Here is a 17,721-nt window from a genome sequence, read left to right on the forward strand (position 1 = left end):
ATGGGGGCACAGGCGTATTCCGGGTATTTGTATGGATTGGCCTGAGGTGCGCGGGATGCTAAGGTAAGACAACATCCATACAAGACGGATTTTTCGGTGCGTACAAAGACATCCGCGCTTACAGGCAAGCCGGCCTGGATCGGCGAGTTCAGCCCGACCGGCGGGCCGCGCTATCTGCAGATCGCGGGATTCCTCGAACACGCGGTGGCGGACGGGCGGCTCTCTCCCGGGGACCGGCTGGCGCCTCAGCGAGAACTGGCAGCAATGCTTGGCGTGGACCTGACCACGGTGACGCGGGCGCTGGCCGAGGCGCGGCGCCGCCGGCTGGTCGAACCACGCGGCTCGCTCGGCACCTTCGTCGCCGCGCCGGTCTTCGAACTGGCCCAGACTGTGGACCTGAGCATGAACGTGCCACCACCGCCGGAGAGCATCGACTTCGACGACATGCTCCGGCGCGGGTTGGCGCAGGTGACGCTGCACGCGGACGCCAGCCTGTTAATGACCTACCAGTTGGGCGGCGGCACCCAGCCGGATCGCGAAGCCGGTGCGCGGTGGCTCGGACCGATGCTTGGAACGGTAGCGTCCTCACGCGTGATCGCCAGTCCCGGCGCCCAATCGGCGTTGTCGGCAGTGATCCTCAGCCTCAGCGACCCCCGGTCAGTCATCGCGGCGGAGCCGCTGATCTATCCGGGGCTGCGCGCGGCGGCGGCGCAAACGGGGCGGCGCGTGGTGACGGTGGCGACAGATGACGACGGAATGCGCCCCGACGCGCTCGAGGCCGCTTGCCGCGCGCACGCGATTCGGCTCATCTACCTGAACCCGACGCTGCAGAATCCCACCACGCACACGATGCCCGAGCACCGTCGGCGTGACATCGCACGGGTGGCCGCCCGGTGCGGCGCGCGGATCATCGAGGACGACCCGTACTGGCTGCTCACGCCCGACGCGCCGCCCCCGGTGGCCGCACTCGCGCCGGCGCAAACGATTCATATCGCGACCCTGTCGAAATGCCTGAGCCCCGGATTGCGCACCGCATACGTGGTGGCGCCCGATGTCGACACGCAGGAATTGATTCTGGCCGCGCTACGCGCGATCACCCTCATGGCGTCGCCGATTGCCACCGCGCTTGCCACGCAGTGGATTCGCGATGGGTCCGCCGAGGCATTGCTGAACGGCATTCGCAGCGAAGCGGCGGCGCGGCAGCAGATGGCGCGGCAATGGCTGATCGGTGCAGACCAGTCGCCGCAATCTGGCATCCATGTGTGGCACCCGTTGCCAAGTTACTGGACGTCGAGCGGATTCAGCCGCGCGGCCAGCGACGAGCACCTGCGGGTGACCGCATCGGATGCGTTTTCCGATGGAGCCGATGCGCCCAACGCCATTCGTATATCGCTCGGCGGCGTGGCGGAGCGCGCGCAGCTTTCGATGGCGCTCAAGAAACTGTCGGGGTTGCTCGCACGCAAGCCGCCACACGCAATGCTGCAGGTGATCTAGTCCGCCGTATCAGTGCACGACCGCCAGCAGGCCCGCGATGCCGAACCCCAGCGCGGCCAGCGCATCGCCGGCGATCAGTCCGCCACCGACCAGCGATGTCGTGCTCATGTCATCGGGCAACGCCGCATCCTTTGATGACGATTGCACCCGGCTGTCGACCAGGCTGGCGACCACGCCACCGGCCGCCATCCACGCGGCGGCGGGCAAGTTGACGAAGCCGCCGAAGGACGACGCATACGGCGACGGCAGCAGCACGGCATCCAGAAGGAAATCGCAGCCCTTGCCAACACGGCTCTGCTCCGCGAACCGGCGATAACGCGCCGACGCCCTTATCAGCTTGCGCAGGACTTCGGTGACGAGCCCAATGCCCAGGCCGATCCATACCGCCAGACGCAGATACGGCTTGTCCTCAGTCATGCTGCGCAGCGCACCGACAATCTTGTAGGTCATGGCCGACGTCCAGCGCGCGGGCTGCGCATCGGCGGGCAGCGTGGTCTGATCCAGTCGCAGAACCGGATAAGCTTCCATGAACAGACGCGCGAGCAGCACCGCCAGGATCGCGCCCACGACGATACCGGCGACCTGATAGCCGAACTGGATCATGCGATTGGTGCCAAGGCGCCAGCCGGTGGAACGGTCTTGCTGCATGTCACACGCCTCCGCGGTGGAGACCAGCAGCACGGTTGCGGCAATCAAGCCGACATGCGGCTGACGCAAACCCACCGCCGCCATCAGGATCACCGTCAGCACGAACGCGGACGAAATCGGATTCTGGTCGACCATGCCGACCGAGATGCCGTTGACTAGCGCGAATATCAGCACCAGTGCCACGGCCATCAGTTGATAGCCGACCGGTTGGCCGAACCAGGCCACGCCGGTGGCCACGACCGCCGCGCCCCAGACCGCTACCCATGCGACGATCCAGCGCTGCGGCGCCCTGCCGCCCGAGGCAATGGCACGCGTGCGTTGCGCCGCGCGCATCAGGAGCAGCGACACATCGACGGCCGCCGCGCCCATGATCATGCCCAGCGCGATCAGGAACGTGATCTTGCGATAGGGGTCGCCCGGTGCCAGCCAGCCGATGGAAACAAAGTACGGCGTCAACGCCCAGCTCGCGAGCCCGCCGACCAGCGCCGCGATGCCAATGCGGGCACCGACGATCATGCCCGCGCCAAACGTGGAAGCCGACAGGTCGATCGCGCCAAGCCATACCACGCGTGTGGCACCGATGCTCGCCAGCACGCCAAGCCCGGTGCCGCCCGCCAGGCGGGCAACCGAGCGCCGCAGCAGCACGGGATCGGTCAGCGCGCGCAGGATATTGGCCACCGCGAGCCCGGACGGGAACGTGAGCTGCATCCGGTCCACCAGCAGCGGGGTATAGAGCATTCCCACGCCCACCCCATACATGCCGATGCAGAGCATATAGCTGATCAACTGCCACATCGGCGGCGGCGTCATGCCCATCCAGCCCATCGCCTGGATCACGACGGCCATGCCGCTCATGCCAGCCACGGACGCGGCGGCGGTCTGGATGTAGTTCGCGCCGTGACGCCCGGATGCGCCGTAGCCCGCCGTCACGGCCGACCCGAGAATGCCGGCCAGTACCTGTCCCCCCACGAAGAACCCGAGCGAAAAGTTCATGTAGGCCGCGGCGATGCCGCCGAGCGGCCCCAGGATCAGCATCCCGGCCGCGCCGAGCAGCAGGTGGTATTGCCAGCTATCGGGGGCGGGCAGCCAGGTTGGGGATTCTCGGGTGAGGGTAGTGGGCATCGGGTGATTGCGAGCGGCTGCGGGAGGATGCCGGACATCTCCACCATCCTCGACCGCCAAAGCGTACCCATTTCTGCGCACGCCAAATGCCCGAAGCGTACCCGTTTCTGCGAGCGTGGGCGAGGGCCGGCAGCCATCGAGCATCAGGCATAAAATGGCGCTTCGGCCGCTGAAGCCGACATCCAGAAGCAGTCTCTCCCTCGCCTTGCCGTTACGTCCTGAAGTCATGAAGCCCGCTCTGCTCATCCTCAACCATCTCGAACCTGCCCACCTCGCCCTTATCGCCGAACACTACGACGTTCGCTATGCGCCGACTGCCGCCGAACGCGCTACCGAGGTCGCTACCAATGGCAAGACCTTCCGCGCGGTGCTCACCATCGGCAGCATTGGCTTGACCGCGAAAGAAATCGACGCCATGCCCGCGCTGGAGCTGGTCTGCGCGATGGGTGCCGGCTACGAGAACATTGACACCGCCAAATGCCGCGAACGCGGCATTGCCGTCGGCAACGGCGCCGGCACCAATGACAGTTGCGTGGCAGACCATGCGATGGCGTTGCTGCTGGCGTCGGTACGCCGCGTACCCGCGTACGATCGCGCCACGCGCGAAGGCATCTGGCGCAATGCGCTGCCGCTGGCCCCGAATTTGTCGGGCAAGCGGATGGGCATCGTCGGGCTGGGCACGATCGGCCGGCGAATCGCGCAACGTGGTCTCGGGTTCGATCTGGAAATCGGCTATCACAACCGCCGCCCGCGCACGGACGTGCCGCATCGCTACTTCGACAGCGTGATGTCCCTGGCCGAATGGGCCGACTACCTGATCATCGCCACGCCGGGCGGCGCAGAGACGCGCCATATGGTCGACACGCCCGTGCTGCGCGCGCTGGGCCCGGCGGGCTATCTGGTGAATATCGCGCGTGGCAGCGTGGTAGACACGGCGGCGCTGGCGGCCGCGCTTCGGGCAGGCGAACTAGGCGGCGCGGGGCTCGATGTCTACGAAAGCGAGCCGGCACCGCCCGTCGAACTGTTCGATTGCCCCAACGTCGTGCTGACGCCGCACGTGGCCGGCTGGTCGCCCGAAGCAATCTTCGCCTCGGTCAGCCAGTTCGTCGAGAACGCGCGGCGGCACTTTGCCGGCGAGCCGCTGGTGGCGCCGGTACTCTGATCAGCCGACAGATCAGGCGGTCACAGGAAACACCACCCGCACACACAGCCCCGGCGCCGCATCTTCCAGAAAGACGCGCGCGCCGTGCGACTGTGCGATCTCGGCCACGATGGCCAGACCCAGCCCGCTGCCGCCGGTGGGCGCATCTGGAACGCGATAGAAGCGATCGAATACGCGCTCGCGCTCGGCGGCTGAGATGCCCGGGCCGTTGTCGATCACGGCCAGTTCCACACCCGCCGCGATCTCGCTCACCCGCACATCGATGCAACCGCCACGCGGAATGTATTGCAGCGCGTTGTCGACCAGATTGGTCAGCAGGATGCGCAAGGCATCGGCATCGCCACGCACGGTGGCCTGACTCCCGGCCTTGTCATCCAGACCGAGGTCGATATCGCGATTGATGGCGGCCTGGGACATATCCGCCACCACGCCGACGGCCAGTTCGCGCAGGTCGATCGGTTCATGTGGCGGCGGCACGGCACCTGGCTCCTGCCGCGCCAGCGTGAGCAACTGCGCCACGAGGTGGGTCAACCGCTCAAGCCCCTGCCGTAGCTGGCCCACGGCCTCCTGCCGGGCCTCGGCATTTTCGGCGCGTTCGACGAGTTGAGCCTGCAACTGCAGCGCGGCCAGCGGCGTGCGCAACGCATGAGCGGCATCGGCCACGAACGCGCGTTGCGTGTCGATGGCATGCGCCAGCCGCCCCAGCAACTGATTCAAGGCATCGGATAACGGCGCGATCTCCACGGGCATATTGCGCACGGACAGCGGCGCCAGCGTGTTGGCATCGCGCGCGCTCACCTCGCTGGCAATCTCGCGCAGCGGCCGCAGGCCACGCCCCACCGCCAGCCACACCAGCCAGCCAAGCAGCGGCAACAACAGCAGCAGCGGCGCCACCGTGCGCAGCGCCATATGCGCGGCCAGCGTGCGACGCGCGCTCATCGGCTGGGCGATCTGCACGACCGCCGGCCCGAGCTGCACGCTGTAGATGCGCCACTCGCCAGAGTTGGTCTGCGCATTCGAGAAACCCAGCTCCGCCTGCGGGGGCAACGCCGGATGCGAGTGCGACAGATAGAGGCTGCGTCCCGATCCATCCCAGATATGGATCACGACGTCCTCGTCGGCATGCAGCAGGTCGGCGCCGGTGGCGCTGCCGGAATCGAACGGCGGCGGCGCCGGCGCGGAAAACTGGCTCGGCAACGCGGCCGCCAGTTGCTTCATCTGGTAGTCGAACAGCGCGTTGGCTTCCTGCCGCGCCTGCCCATAGATCAGCGCGGTGGCCACGGCGATCCCCACGGCAAGCCCCGCCGCCAGCCACCAGAGCAGCGTACGTTGAATCGAGCGCATCAATGCATGGCTCCCTCGGGACCACCCTTGGTGTCTTGTTCCGCGCCGCTTTCGGCGGGGATCACATAGCCCACCCCGCGGATATTGCGAATCAGCGCCGCGCCGAACTTGCGGCGCAGCGCATGGATATAGACCTCCACCGTATTGCTGCCGACTTCATCATCCCAGCCATACAACCGCTCCTGAAGCTGCGGCACCGACCACACCTTGCCGGGTCGAGCCATCAGCGCCGACAGCAGTGCGAATTCACGCGCCGACAGCCGGACGGACGCGCCGGCCTGGGTGGCTTCGCGGGTGGCGGGGTTGAGCATGATGTCGCCGTAGCGCAGCACCGGTTCCGCGCGCCCCTCGGCACGGCGCACCAGCGCGTGCATACGGGCCGCCAGCTCCTGCAGGTCGAACGGCTTGATCAGGTAGTCGTCGGCGCCAGCGTTGAGTCCTGCCACGCGGTCGGCCACCGCGTCGCGCGCGGTCAGGATCAGCACCGGCGTGCGTACGTTGCGGGCCCGTAGCGTCTTCAGGACGTCGAGCCCCGGGCGGCGCGGCAAACCCAGGTCTAGCAGCACCACGTCGTAGCCGCCGTCGGCCCGGGGACCGTGCTGGTCCGATGCGGCGTCGAGCCCGGCATCGCCATCGCGCACCCAGTCGACCGTAAAACCCTCCTGGCGCAGCGCCACCTTCACGCTTTCGCCGATCATGGCGTCATCTTCTACCAGCAATACACGCATCGTCTTTCAGGATTGAGAGGTCTCGGCGCGGCGCGCGTCGGCTTCAAGCCGATCCGCCAGTGCGCGAGCCAGGCCCGGCAGCGCCGGATACTCGGCCGTGATCACGTACACCGGCACATCGGCAAGGAAACTGCCCATGCGGCCCTTGGCGACAAAGCGCTCCGCGAACGTCGACGCCCGTAGGGCATCGACAAAGCGTGGAACGATACCACCGCCGAGATAGACGCCACCACGTGCGCCGAGCACCAGCGCGACATCGGCGGCAACCGAGCCGAGCATCCCGCAGAACGCGTCGAAAGCGCGGCGGCATACCGGGTCGCCCGCGCGCATCGCGCCGTCCGTCACCTGCGCCGGTGCCAGCGGCACCTCCAGAGGCGTACCCATTTCTGCGGACAGCGCGGCATGAATATGCGAGAGACCCATACCCGACAGCAGCCGCTCCGCCGACACGCGCCCAAACTGATCGTGGGCGGCGCGCCAGGCGATCCACTCGTCGTCGGTGACCGGCATGATCTCGATGTGTCCGCCCTCGCCCGCCAGCGCCACCGCGCCACCCGGCGCGGGAATCAGGCCGGATACGCCAAGGCCGGTTCCCGGCCCGATCAAGGCCCGGGGCGCCGTGGCCACCGCCGTGCCGTCGCGTACCTGCACAAGGCTGGCGTCGGGCAGATACGGCAGCGCCAGCGCCAGCGAGGTGAAGTCGTTGATGGCCACCAGCGTGTCGAGATCGAGCGCGCGGCGCATGGCCTCGACGGAGAACGCCCAGTTGTGGTTGGTCAGCTTGACCTGGTCACCAGTGACCGGATTGGCCAGGCCGATGGCCGCATGGCGCGGCCGGGCCGCGCCGCTACGCGTCAGCATGTAGAGCCGCATCGCGGCTTCGAGCGAGGCGTGCTCGGCCACCTTGTATGCGGTGATCTCGCCGATCCGCATCGGCGCCGTCTCCATGGCAAAGCGCACGTTGGTGCCGCCCACGTCGGCCAGGATCCGGGGATAGGACATCGCGCGATCCGTCATCGGCTTAGACCCGGAAGACATCGACGCCGTGGCGGTGCCGTGCCAGCACGACACTGACCGGCAACGAGGGCGTCGGCGTCTTCAGCGCCTGCTCCAGCACGGCGGCCTTCTTCTCGCCGCTGATTGCCAGGAACATGCGGTCCGCCGCCAGCAACGCGGCCAGGTTCAGCGTGACGCGCGCATGGGGCGCGACGGACGGATGGGTAACGATATAGCCCGGAGTCGGTTCGGACAGGGCGGTCTGAAGCTCAGGCGCATCCGGAAACAGCGAGGCCGTGTGACCATCTTCGCCCATGCCCAGCACTACTACATCCGGTTGCAGGAAGGCCTGATTCAGGCGCGCCACCGCGCTTTGCGGATGCGCGGCCTCGGCCTCATCGCGGATCAACGGCGCCCAGGCCGCCACGCCCGCGCCTTCGCGCAGCAAGTGGCTGCGCACCATGGCTCCGTTGCTGTCGGCGTCATCGGGCGGCACCGCGCGCTCGTCGACCAGCGTGACCGTCACGGCTTCCCAGCGAACGGGGCGGTAGCGCAGTCGTTCGAACATGGCTTGTGGCGACTTGCCGCCCGACACGGCCAGCACGGCCCAGCCTTTGGCCTTGATCGCGAGATCAAGCGCGTGACCGATCGAGATGGCCAGTGATTCAGCCTGGTCCATCAACGTCGCATGTTCGAATTGGCGCATGGGCTGCTCCTTCTACTCCTTATGGTTCTCGTGTCGTGGTGAATCCGATGTTTCCGATGTCTCCGATCCTTCGGTGGCGCGTCAGGCCTCCTCATGCCATAACGCGCCGTCGCGCGACATCAGGGCCGACGATGCCGCCGGTCCCCAGGTGCCGGCCGTGTACGGTTTGGGCGGCACGGTGCTCTGGTCCCACGTATCGAGAATCGGCTCGACCCAGCGCCACGCCTGCACCTGCTCGTCGCGTCGCACGAACAGGCCAAGCTTGCCGCGGATCACGTCGAGCAACAGCCGCTCGTATGCGCCCGCACGGCGCATCTTGAACGAGTTGGCGAAGTCGAGATCGAGCGAGGTCGGCGTCAGCTCCACGGTATCGCCCGGTTGCTTGACCAGGAAATACAGGCGGATGCTCTCTTCGGGCTGCAGCCGTATCACGAGCCGGTTCTGCGGCGACAGGGTCAGCGGCCGGGGAAAGATCGCATGGGGCACGTCGCGGAAATGGACCACGATCTCGGCCACGCGCGATTGCATCCGCTTGCCCGTGCGCAGGTAGAACGGCACCCCTTCCCAGCGCCAGTTGGCGATTTCGGCCTTGATGGCAACAAAGGTCTCGGTCGTGCTGTCGGCGGCGATGCCCTGCTCGTCGACGTAGCTGACCACGGGCTTGCCGCCGACGGCGCCGGCGCGATACTGGCCGCGCACGGTCTTCTCGGCAACGTCCTGCGGCAGGATTGGCTTGAGCGCCTTGAGGATCTTGATCTTCTCGTCGCGAATCGCGTCTTCGGACAGGCTGGCCGGCGGTTCCATCGCCACCATGCACAGCAGTTGCACCAGGTGGTTCTGCACCATGTCTCGCAGCGCGCCGGTGCGATCGTAGAAATCACCGCGTGTCTCCACGCCCAGTTCCTCGGCGATGGTGATCTGCACGTCCTGCACCCACTCGCGCCGCCACAGCGGCTCGAACAGCGCGTTGGCGAAGCGGATCGCCATCAGGTTCTGGACCGATTCCTTGCCCAGGTAATGGTCGATCCGGTAGATCTGTTCCTCGCCGAAATACCGCGACACGGCGTTGTTGATCGCCTCCGACGAGTCGAGATCATGGCCGAGCGGCTTCTCAAGCACCACGCGCACGTTGGGTGCATTGAGGCCGGTTCGCCCCAGTTGCTCGCAGATCGGCACGAAGATATGCGGCGCCGTGGCCAGATAGCACACGACCACTTCGGGCTTGCGGGCCAGCACCTGCTCGGCCAGCGCGTCGAAGTGCGCCGGCTGGCGCGCGTCGGCCTGCACGTAGCCGATACGATCCATGAACGAGGTCCACGCTTCGGGTGGCGCATGTTCGAGGCCAGGACGCACGCTTTCCTCGAGCATCGCCTTGTATTGCTCGGTGGTGTGCGGATGACTTCCGGTAGCGAGAATGCGCGAGGACGGGTGGAGACACCCCGTGCGGTGCGCGTCGAAAAGGGCTGGCAGCAGCTTGCGCCGCGCCAGGTCTCCGGTGCCGCCGAACAGCACCATGTCGAAATCGGGCAAGCTCACCCTGGGCTCCTTGCGGGGGATGGGGCGCCCCGGCAACTATTGAGTCCGCCGCGCGGCGCATTGGTTCCGGCCATGGTACGTCACTCGCCGCCGCTTGGGCAGGGGGAAGTGGCCACGAGCATGACCCGCGCCGCACATCGGACCCAAAGCGTACCCGTTTCTGCGTGGCCCGGGTCACCGTGGCGGAACATCCGTGAGCCGCGTCAATCCCACATGCAGACGCCCCATGCAGACGGACATGTCGTCGATCGGGACGGCATTCCGATGATGCCCAGGAATTTCGACTACGCTGATAGCGCCCTACAGGAGACTTCCATGCCCCGCCACCCCGTACTGGATGCGGTCACGGCCCGCATCGTGGCCCGCAGTGCCCCTACCCGCCAGGCCTACCTGCAACGCACCCGCGCCATGGCGGGCCAGAAGGTCGAACGCGCCAACCTGTCGTGCACCAATCTCGCACACGGTGTGGCGGCGATGCCCGATGACGCGAAGATCCGGCTCAAGGCGCAGGAGCGGCCGAATCTCGCGATCGTGTCGGCCTACAACGAGATGCTGTCCGCACACCAGCCGCTGAACGCCTTTCCGCAGTGGATCAAGGAAGCCGCGCTGGAAGCCGGCGGTACCGCGCAGTTCGCCGGTGGCACGCCGGCCATGTGCGATGGGGTCACGCAGGGCCAGGACGGCATGGACCTGTCGCTGTTCTCGCGTGACGTGATCGCGATGGCCACCGCGGTCGCGCTATCGCACCAGATGTTCGACGGCGTGCTCTGCCTCGGCGTGTGCGACAAGATCGTGCCAGGCCTGGTGATGGGCGCGCTGTCGTTCGGACACCTGCCCGCCGTGTTCGTGCCGGGTGGCCCGATGACGACCGGCATGGGCAACGAGGAAAAGGCGCACATCCGCCAGCTCTACGCGGAAGGCAAGATCGGGCGCGAGGAACTGCTGGAAGCCGAGACACGGTCGTACCACGGCCCGGGCACCTGCACGTTCTACGGCACCGCCAATTCGAACCAGATGCTCATGGAGATCATGGGCCTCCATCTGCCGGGCACGGCCTTCATCAATCCGAACACGCCGCTCCGCGAGGCCCTGACCCGCGAATCCGCGCGCCAGGCGCTGCGGCTCGTCCACGGCGGCACGCGCTACATGCCGATTGCCGAAGTCCTGGACGAACGCGCCTTTGTTAACGGTATCGTCGGGTTGCTGGCCACTGGTGGGTCCACCAACCACACGTTGCACCTGATCGCCATGGCCCGCGTGGCCGGCATTCTCCTGACCTGGGACGATTTCGACGAACTGTCCGCCGCCGTGCCCTTGCTGGCGCGCGTGTACCCGAACGGCAAGGCCGACGTGAACCAGTTCCAGGCGGCCGGCGGGCTGCCGGTGGTGATACGTGGGCTGCTGTCGCTGGGACTGCTGCATGACGACGTCAATACGATCGCCGGCACCGGTCTGGCCGATTACACGCGCGAGCCGGTGCTGCGAGACGGCAAGCTGAGCTGGATCGACGGCCCGGTGAAGTCCCTGGACGACACCATCGTGCGCACCGCCGACAGCCCGTTCGCCCCCGACGGCGGTATCAAGCTGCTCGATGGCAAGCTCGGCCGCTGCGTCATCAAGACATCGGCCGTCAAACCCGAGCATCAGGTCGTGGAAGCACCCGCCATCGTGTTCCATCGCCAGGACGATCTGCTGGCTGCCTTCAAGCGTGGCGAGCTGGAGCGTGATTTCGTGGCCGTGCTCCCGTGGCAAGGCCCGTCCGCGTGCGGGATGCCCGAGCTGCACAAGCTCACGCCGACGCTGACGTTGCTGCAGGATCGCGGCTTCCACGTGGCGCTGGTGACGGATGGCCGCATGTCGGGCGCATCGGGCAAAGTACCGGCTGCCATCCACGTCTGCCCCGAAGCGCATTCGGGCGGAGAGATCGGCAAGGTCCGCACGGGCGATATCGTGCGCGTGGATGCCCCGGCAGGCGTGCTCACGGTCAGGGTCGACGAGGCGGAATGGGCGTCCCGGCCCATGGACACGCCCGATCTGACACGCAATCGGCATGGCGTGGGCCGCGACCTCTTCGGCGGCTTTCGCGCGCACGTGAGCACAGCCGAAGCCGGCGCGTGTTCGCTGTTCGCGGAAGAGCATTAATGGAATTGGGGGGACGGCCGCCGGGGCGGCGGCCGCGAAAGCGTACCCGTTTCTGCGTACGATTCTTGCGCGCGTTTTGTACGCGTTTTGCCCGCGTTTCGCGTGCGTGTGGGTTACGCCCGGGCGGCGTCGCCGCTCTCTGGCCTGCGTACCTCCTGCACGGGTACGGCCAGGCGGCAACCGGCATCCTCTAGCCGCTGTTGCAGCCGGCCGAAGAAGCCATATTGGACGTTCCAGAAGTCGCCGCTGTTCGTCCAGTAGCGCGCGTTCAGCGTGATGCCCCGGTCGGTGTAGCGGGTCACCATGACTTCGGGCCTCGGCTCGGGCAGCAGGCGTGACTCCTCGGCCATCATGGCCTTGAGCGCATCGAGGCCCGCCTGAATGTCGCTGTCGAACGTGACGATGGCCTCGATGTCCAGGCGGCGCGTCGGGTTCTCGCTGTAGTTGGTGATGGCGCTGCCCCAGATCTTGCCGTTCGGCACGCGCATGCAAACGCCATCGGCCGTCGTCAACTCGGTCATGAAGAGGCCGGTTTCGCGCACCGTGCCCGCCACGCCCTGCGCGTCGATGTACTGCCCGACGCGGAACGGCCGCAGCAGCACCAGCATGATGCCGGCCGCGATGTTCTGCAGCGTGCCTTGCAACGCCAGCCCGATCGCCAGGCCGGCGGCACCCAGCATCGCGATGATGCTGGCGGTCTGCACACCAAACTGCGACAGCACCAGCACGATGGTCAGGATCCGGATGATCCATTGCGCCACCGCGGTCAGCATCGGCCTCAGGGTGTCGTCGATGTAGGTGCGCTGCAGCGCCCGCGTCAACGCCCGGCTGACGCGGCCGGACAACCACCACCCGCCAACCAGTATCGCCAGCGCAGCCAGCAGGTTCAGCCCCTGGCTAACCGCGAATTGCGCGAGATAGGTCCAGGTGGCCTCGACTTTGGCGGCATCAATGAATTTCAGGTCCATCCGTCGGCTCCTTCCTTTCAGGGCAAAGCTCGTAGACACCCGTCGGACCGAGACGTTCCGGATCGGTCTTCAGCAAAAGCGTACCCATTTCTGCGTGACGCAGTGCAGCGAAGCGGCCTAAATGTGCGCCTTACGATCCCTGAGAGGCCGAAATAGACGGTAGTGCGCCCATTCCAGACGCACGCGCTTGTCCCGGCGTCACCCCATAGGCGGCGCGGAACCTGTTGTTGAAATGGCTGGCGGAGGCAAAGCCAGCCTGGTCGGCTACCTGTTGCAACGAGAGCCGCCGGTCGCCCAGCAGCCCGCACGCCCGTGACAGCCGCGCGCGCATGATCCAGACATGCGGGGGCATTCCGAATGAAATGCGGAACATGCGCGCGAAGTGGTACTCAGACAGATCCGCCAGCGCGGCCAGGTCTCCGAGCGTGGGATTAGCGGCCGGATGGGCGTGAACCCACTCCGTCACACGCCGACGCGCGGCGGCGGAAAGACCGCCGCGCCAGTCGACCGAAGGCTGGCGCGTACCGTGTGACAGCAGCATCCGCGTCACTGCCTCGTGCGCCATCGCATTGGCGGCCATGCGCATGTCGGGCGCTTCCCAGTCGAGCGCAACCATCTGGCGGGTCAGCGCGACCAGCGCATCGTCCTCGGCAAACAGACGGTCCTGCAACTGCAGCGCGCGTGGCTCCATGTCCAGCACACGCACGCAGTGCCAGGCCAGATGCTCGGGCTGGAAGTAGAGATGCATGAAGCGCTGCGTGCCGCCGACGTGCCAGCGAGACTCATGGTCGGCAGGCAGCAGGCACAGGCGGTCGGGCGCGCCCTTGCGGTCGGGTGCGTCGCGCCGGTACGTCGAGAAGCCGCCTTCGAGGTAGACCGACATCGTGTGATGGCCGGGCCGCGCATACGCGGTGTCGTCCATCCGGTTGCGCCAGAGCGCGAGGCCAAACCCGTCACCCAGCGCGCAGGCACGCTCCAGCGACGCACGCGATTGCGTGAGCGCGGAGAACACCGCGTTGTCATGGAGGGGTGTGGAGGGGGCGGACATTGGGCGACTATAGCGCGATCACCGGCGCGCAGAAACGGGTACGCTTTTCTGCCGGCGAGCGGCCATGCCGCTCAGCTTGCCTTGGCCGGATGATGGTCGTGCAGGCGATCACGCTCGGTGAGGTTCGGGAACAGGCGCATCCACGCCACCACCACGATCAGCGTGCCGACACCACCCAGCAGGACCGCGCCAACCGGCCCGAGCAGCGCGGCGGTCACCCCGGATTCGAACTCGCCAAGCTGGTTGGAAGCGCCGATGAACACCGAATTCACCGCGCCCACGCGTCCGCGCATGTCATCGGGGGTGTCGAGCTGCACCAGCGTCTGGCGCACCACGACGCTGATCATGTCTGAAGCACCGAGCACCACGAGCGCTGCCATCGACAACGGCAGCCATTTGGAAACGCCGAACACCATCGTCGCCAGACCAAAGATCGCCACGGCCGTGAACATCACGCGCCCAACGCGACGGTTGAGCGGGTTGCGGGCCAGCCAGAGCGCGGTGGTCAACGCGCCGATCGCGGGCGCCGAGCGCAGCAGGCCAAGACCCCACGGACCGGTATGCAGGATGTCGCGCGCGTAGATCGGCAGCAGCGCCGTGGCGCCGCCGAGCAGCACCGCGAACAGGTCCAGCGACACCGCGCCCAGCAGCACCTGATGGCTTCGGATATAGGCAAATCCGGCGAACAGGGTCTTGAGGCTGGCCTGCGCGGTCATCCGCTGCGCGGCCTGCCGGAGCTTCAGCGTTGTGACCAGGATCGCGGCAATCGCGAACAGCGCGGCGCTGATCGAATAGACCACACCGGGCCCCGCTACGTAGGCAAAGCCACCCAGCGCCGGCCCGATGATGATCGCGGTCTGCCCCGCCGAACTCGACAACGCCACGGCGCGCGGCAACTGGCGTGACGTCACCACGCTGGGCAGCAATGCCTGGAGCGTGGGGGTTTCAAAGGCGCGGCATCCGCCGATCGCTGCAACGAACAGGAAGATGTGCTCGCTCGTGACCCAGCCCGAGAAACTCGCCGCGGCCATCAATGCCGCGATCAGCGCTTCCAGCACCTGACAGGTACGCACCACGATGCGGCGATCGAACCGGTCCGCCACATGACCCGACATCAGCAGCAGGACGATCGACGGCAGAAACTGCACCAGCCCGACCATGCCGAGCATGAACGGATCGCGCGTCAGGTCATACATCTGCCAGCCGACGGCGACAGTGAAGATTTGATAGGCGATGGTGGTGCAAAGCCGGGCGAACCAGAAATGCCGGAAAGCAGGATCACGAAAAACGGTTTGCGGCTCGTCAGCCGCTTGCGCGGGGGCGGTGGACATTGGGTGTATCGGCGCTCGAAGGAGCACGTCGGAGATGTTTCGGCAGCATATTTGGTGTGCTGCGAGGCGGGAAGCGCACGAATGCGTGCACTTGGACACAAAGGTGGTGATTCTAAACGAGGCGGTCGGGAAGTGCTGACGCTTCATGTATCAACGTTGATGCATTGATGTAGTGCCTTCGGGCAGGAACTTGAGAAAGCACAAAGTAAATGCGAACCATTCGCATTTATACTCGCCCAGCCTTGTGCCTTATGGCTCGCTTTTTGCCACGCCAATGTCGCACCGGGCACATGTCAATGCTTCCCGGATATCCATTGTGCTGCCAGCATTCCGCCTTGCCTTCTGCGCGACCAGCGTCGCGCTTCTCACCCTCCCCCTCTCCTCCCAATCCCAAACCCCACCAGCCGCGAGCGCGGGCAACGAAGCCACGCTCAAGACCGTGACCGTGGTGGGCAACTGGCTTGAGGCCCCAAATGAGGAAAAGGTCCTCGAGCACCCCGGCGCCCGGACCATCATCGCCCGGGAAGCCATCGCCGAGACAGGGGCCAACAATGTGCGCGATGTGCTGCGCCAGGTGCCTGGTGTCCAGGTACGGGACAACAACGGCACAGGCGGCAGCGATATCTCGCTGAACGTGGGCGTGCGCGGGTTGACCTCGCGGCTCTCCCCCCGTTCGACGATCCTGATGGATGGCGTGCCGGTGGCCGTGGCGCCCTACGGGCAGCCGCAACTGTCCATGGCGCCGCTGTCCCTGGGCAATCTGGAAGCGGTGGACGTGGTCCGTGGCGCGGGTTCGGTGCGATACGGTCCGCAGAACGTCGGCGGCATCATCAGCTTCGTGACACGGGCGATCCCCAAGACCTTCGCGGCCGACGCGTCTGTCTCCACCGACATCTACAGCTACGGCAGCAGCATCAAGGCCAACCCCACCGCCTTCATCGGCGGCACCAATGACAATGGCCTCGGTGGCGCCCTGCTCTACTCGGGCGTGCACGGCAGCGGCTATCGCGAGAACAATGACAACGTTGATATCGATGACCTGATGCTCAAGGGCGCCTACCGGATCTCCAAGACCGACGAACTCTCGGCTGCGTTCCACTACTACGACGCACACGCCGGTATGCCGGGCGGCCTGACACCGCAGCAGTTCGCGGACGATCCCTTCCAGTCCACACGTCCGTACGACAGTTTCTCGGGCCGGCGCTCTGATTACTCCTTCAAGTACGCGCACAACGACAACAACCGCAATTTCGAAGTGCTGATGTACTACACCAGCAGCTTCCGCGGGAGCGCGCTGGAGCAACCGCGCAGAAACACCACGCCACAGCGTCTCCGCCTGACCACCTCGCCACGGAACTACCATGTGTTCGCCATCGAGCCGCGCTACTCGCAATTGTTCCGCACCGGGAGCATCAGCAACGAGATAAGCGTCGGCTACCGTTACCTGCGCGAGGGCAGCGAGGAAAAAGCCACGCGTACCGCCTTTTACGCCCCGGGCAGCGTCTATGCGCCCGATTTGCCGGCACCCGTGTATCAGTGGCGCACGGGCGGCACTACGGCCAATGCGTTCTACGTCGACGATACGATCAATGTCGGCAACTGGACCATCACGCCGGGTCTGCGCTACGAATTCATCCGCACGAACCTGACTGACCACTTCACTGGCGTCAGGCGGGACGTATCGGCCGACGAACCGCTGCCATCGTTGTCCATGCTCTACCACCTCAGCGACAAATGGACGGCATTTGCCAACGCAGGCGTATCGTTCGGTCCGCTGCAGTACTTCCAGATCGCGTCGACCACGAACGGTCTGAAGCCCGAGAAGGCGAAGACCTATGAAATTGGCACGCACTTCGATGGCGTCAACGGCTGGGGCGGGGAGCTAACGCTATTCAATATCGACTTCGATGACGAACTGCAGCTTCAGGGAGGCCGCGGCGGCGCGCTCGATGCGTGGACGAACCTCGGCGCCACCACCCATCGCGGTGTCGAATCGGGCCTGCGCTTCGACTTCGGCTCGCTGACGAATACGCTGGCCGGCCTGACCGCCTATGCCACCTACACGTTCACGGACGCCACCTACCAGCAAGGCGCATTCGCTGGACGCGATCTCCCCTTCTATTCGCGCCATGTGGCCACGCTGGGAATGCGATATGTGCGCAACCGCTGGGCTTTCAATGTGGACGGCTTCGCGCAGTCGAAACAACGCTCGCCAGGCAATCCGGCGCAATCGACTGTGTATCAAACCCAGGAATCGTCAGACGGCGCACTCGGCGACATCCCCGGCTATGCGCTGATGAACGTGCGCGTGGGATACGACTTCGGCAAGACCGCGCAGAACCTGAAGCTGGTGCTCGGCATCAAGAACGTCTTCGATCGCCGCTATTACACGCGCTCCAACGACAACAACCTGGGTATGTACGTGGGTATGCCCCGCACGGTCTATTTGCAGGCGTCGCTGGCGTACTGACGATTCCCGAGCACCGGATTGGCAAC

At 66.1% G+C, this 17,721-nt stretch carries 13 protein-coding genes; 4 read left to right on the forward strand and 9 right to left on the reverse strand.

Features of this window, described 5'->3' with window-relative positions; genetic code table 11:
* Window positions 1–96 precede the first annotated feature (96 nt).
* A complete protein-coding gene (locus tag RMET_RS29540) occupies window positions 97–1,494 on the forward strand; it encodes an aminotransferase-like domain-containing protein (RefSeq protein ID WP_011520190.1) in 1,398 nt (465 codons plus the stop codon).
* A 9-nt stretch (window positions 1,495–1,503) separates the two neighbouring features.
* Here the strand turns inward: RMET_RS29540 and RMET_RS29545 are convergent, their stop codons facing one another.
* Window positions 1,504–3,264 carry an OPT/YSL family transporter gene (locus RMET_RS29545; RefSeq protein ID WP_029310205.1) on the reverse strand — a complete coding sequence of 587 codons (1,761 nt, stop codon included), beginning with the start codon at window positions 3,262–3,264 and terminating at the stop codon, window positions 1,504–1,506.
* 226 nt (window positions 3,265–3,490) lie between these two features.
* Here RMET_RS29545 and RMET_RS29550 point away from each other — a divergent pair, with 226 nt between their 5' ends.
* Window positions 3,491–4,426, forward strand: coding sequence for a 2-hydroxyacid dehydrogenase (locus RMET_RS29550; RefSeq protein ID WP_029310204.1), 936 nt, complete (start codon window positions 3,491–3,493; stop codon window positions 4,424–4,426).
* Between the two features lie 12 nt (window positions 4,427–4,438).
* Here the strand turns inward: RMET_RS29550 and RMET_RS29555 are convergent, their stop codons facing one another.
* The 5 genes from RMET_RS29555 to zwf all read right to left on the reverse strand — a co-directional run bounded on the left by RMET_RS29555 (window position 4,439) and on the right by zwf (window position 9,730).
* Complete coding sequence (locus RMET_RS29555) at window positions 4,439–5,770, reverse strand: HAMP domain-containing histidine kinase (RefSeq protein WP_011520193.1); 1,332 nt, start codon at window positions 5,768–5,770, stop codon at window positions 4,439–4,441.
* Entirely contained in the window at window positions 5,770–6,498 is a 729-nt protein-coding gene (locus RMET_RS29560; RefSeq protein ID WP_008646337.1) for a response regulator transcription factor, read from the reverse strand. The genes RMET_RS29555 and RMET_RS29560 overlap by 1 nt, the downstream gene beginning before the upstream one ends.
* A gap of 6 nt (window positions 6,499–6,504) precedes the next feature.
* On the reverse strand, window positions 6,505–7,515 hold the full coding sequence (locus tag RMET_RS29565) for a glucokinase (RefSeq protein WP_011520194.1): 1,011 nt from the start codon (window positions 7,513–7,515) through the stop codon (window positions 6,505–6,507).
* A 4-nt stretch (window positions 7,516–7,519) separates the two neighbouring features.
* Entirely contained in the window at window positions 7,520–8,200 is a 681-nt protein-coding gene (pgl, locus tag RMET_RS29570; RefSeq protein ID WP_011520195.1) for a 6-phosphogluconolactonase, read from the reverse strand.
* Window positions 8,201–8,281: 81 nt separating this feature from the next.
* Entirely contained in the window at window positions 8,282–9,730 is a 1,449-nt protein-coding gene (gene zwf, locus RMET_RS29575; RefSeq protein WP_024570298.1) for a glucose-6-phosphate dehydrogenase, read from the reverse strand.
* A gap of 321 nt (window positions 9,731–10,051) precedes the next feature.
* On the opposite strand from zwf, the gene edd reads away from it, so the two are divergent.
* On the forward strand, window positions 10,052–11,878 hold the full coding sequence (gene edd / locus RMET_RS29580; protein ID WP_029310203.1) for a phosphogluconate dehydratase: 1,827 nt from the start codon (window positions 10,052–10,054) through the stop codon (window positions 11,876–11,878).
* A 113-nt stretch (window positions 11,879–11,991) separates the two neighbouring features.
* On the opposite strand, the gene RMET_RS29585 is transcribed toward edd, so the two are convergent.
* The 3 genes from RMET_RS29585 to RMET_RS29595 all read right to left on the reverse strand — a co-directional run bounded on the left by RMET_RS29585 (window position 11,992) and on the right by RMET_RS29595 (window position 15,225).
* Window positions 11,992–12,846 (reverse strand): mechanosensitive ion channel family protein, encoded by an 855-nt coding sequence (locus RMET_RS29585; protein WP_011520198.1) that lies wholly within the window; start codon window positions 12,844–12,846, stop codon window positions 11,992–11,994.
* 130 nt (window positions 12,847–12,976) lie between these two features.
* Window positions 12,977–13,894 carry a helix-turn-helix domain-containing protein gene (locus RMET_RS29590; RefSeq protein ID WP_011520199.1) on the reverse strand — a complete coding sequence of 306 codons (918 nt, stop codon included), beginning with the start codon at window positions 13,892–13,894 and terminating at the stop codon, window positions 12,977–12,979.
* A gap of 71 nt (window positions 13,895–13,965) precedes the next feature.
* On the reverse strand, window positions 13,966–15,225 hold the full coding sequence (locus RMET_RS29595; RefSeq protein WP_011520200.1) for an MFS transporter: 1,260 nt from the start codon (window positions 15,223–15,225) through the stop codon (window positions 13,966–13,968).
* Window positions 15,226–15,541: 316 nt separating this feature from the next.
* On the opposite strand from RMET_RS29595, the gene RMET_RS29600 reads away from it, so the two are divergent.
* A complete protein-coding gene (locus RMET_RS29600) occupies window positions 15,542–17,695 on the forward strand; it encodes a TonB-dependent receptor family protein (protein WP_041240729.1) in 2,154 nt (717 codons plus the stop codon).
* Window positions 17,696–17,721 lie beyond the last annotated feature (26 nt).

Source organism: Cupriavidus metallidurans CH34, assembly GCF_000196015.1.
Lineage (GTDB): Bacteria > Pseudomonadota > Gammaproteobacteria > Burkholderiales > Burkholderiaceae > Cupriavidus > Cupriavidus metallidurans.

What these genes read in the sequence shown, in the direction of transcription:
- RMET_RS29590 (WP_011520199.1), bottom strand. Translation starts at nt 13,894, where the DNA reads ATGTCCGCCCCCTCCACACCCCTCCATGACAACGCGGTGTTCTCCGCG.
- RMET_RS29595 (WP_011520200.1), bottom strand. Translation starts at nt 15,225, where the DNA reads ATGTCCACCGCCCCCGCGCAAGCGGCTGACGAGCCGCAAACCGTTTTT.
- pgl (WP_011520195.1), bottom strand. Translation starts at nt 8,200, where the DNA reads ATGCGCCAATTCGAACATGCGACGTTGATGGACCAGGCTGAATCACTG.
- RMET_RS29550 (WP_029310204.1), top strand. Translation starts at nt 3,491, where the DNA reads ATGAAGCCCGCTCTGCTCATCCTCAACCATCTCGAACCTGCCCACCTC.
- RMET_RS29545 (WP_029310205.1), bottom strand. Translation starts at nt 3,264, where the DNA reads ATGCCCACTACCCTCACCCGAGAATCCCCAACCTGGCTGCCCGCCCCC.
- RMET_RS29585 (WP_011520198.1), bottom strand. Translation starts at nt 12,846, where the DNA reads ATGGACCTGAAATTCATTGATGCCGCCAAAGTCGAGGCCACCTGGACC.
- edd (WP_029310203.1), top strand. Translation starts at nt 10,052, where the DNA reads ATGCCCCGCCACCCCGTACTGGATGCGGTCACGGCCCGCATCGTGGCC.
- RMET_RS29560 (WP_008646337.1), bottom strand. Translation starts at nt 6,498, where the DNA reads ATGCGTGTATTGCTGGTAGAAGATGACGCCATGATCGGCGAAAGCGTG.
- RMET_RS29565 (WP_011520194.1), bottom strand. Translation starts at nt 7,515, where the DNA reads ATGACGGATCGCGCGATGTCCTATCCCCGGATCCTGGCCGACGTGGGC.
- RMET_RS29555 (WP_011520193.1), bottom strand. Translation starts at nt 5,770, where the DNA reads ATGCGCTCGATTCAACGTACGCTGCTCTGGTGGCTGGCGGCGGGGCTT.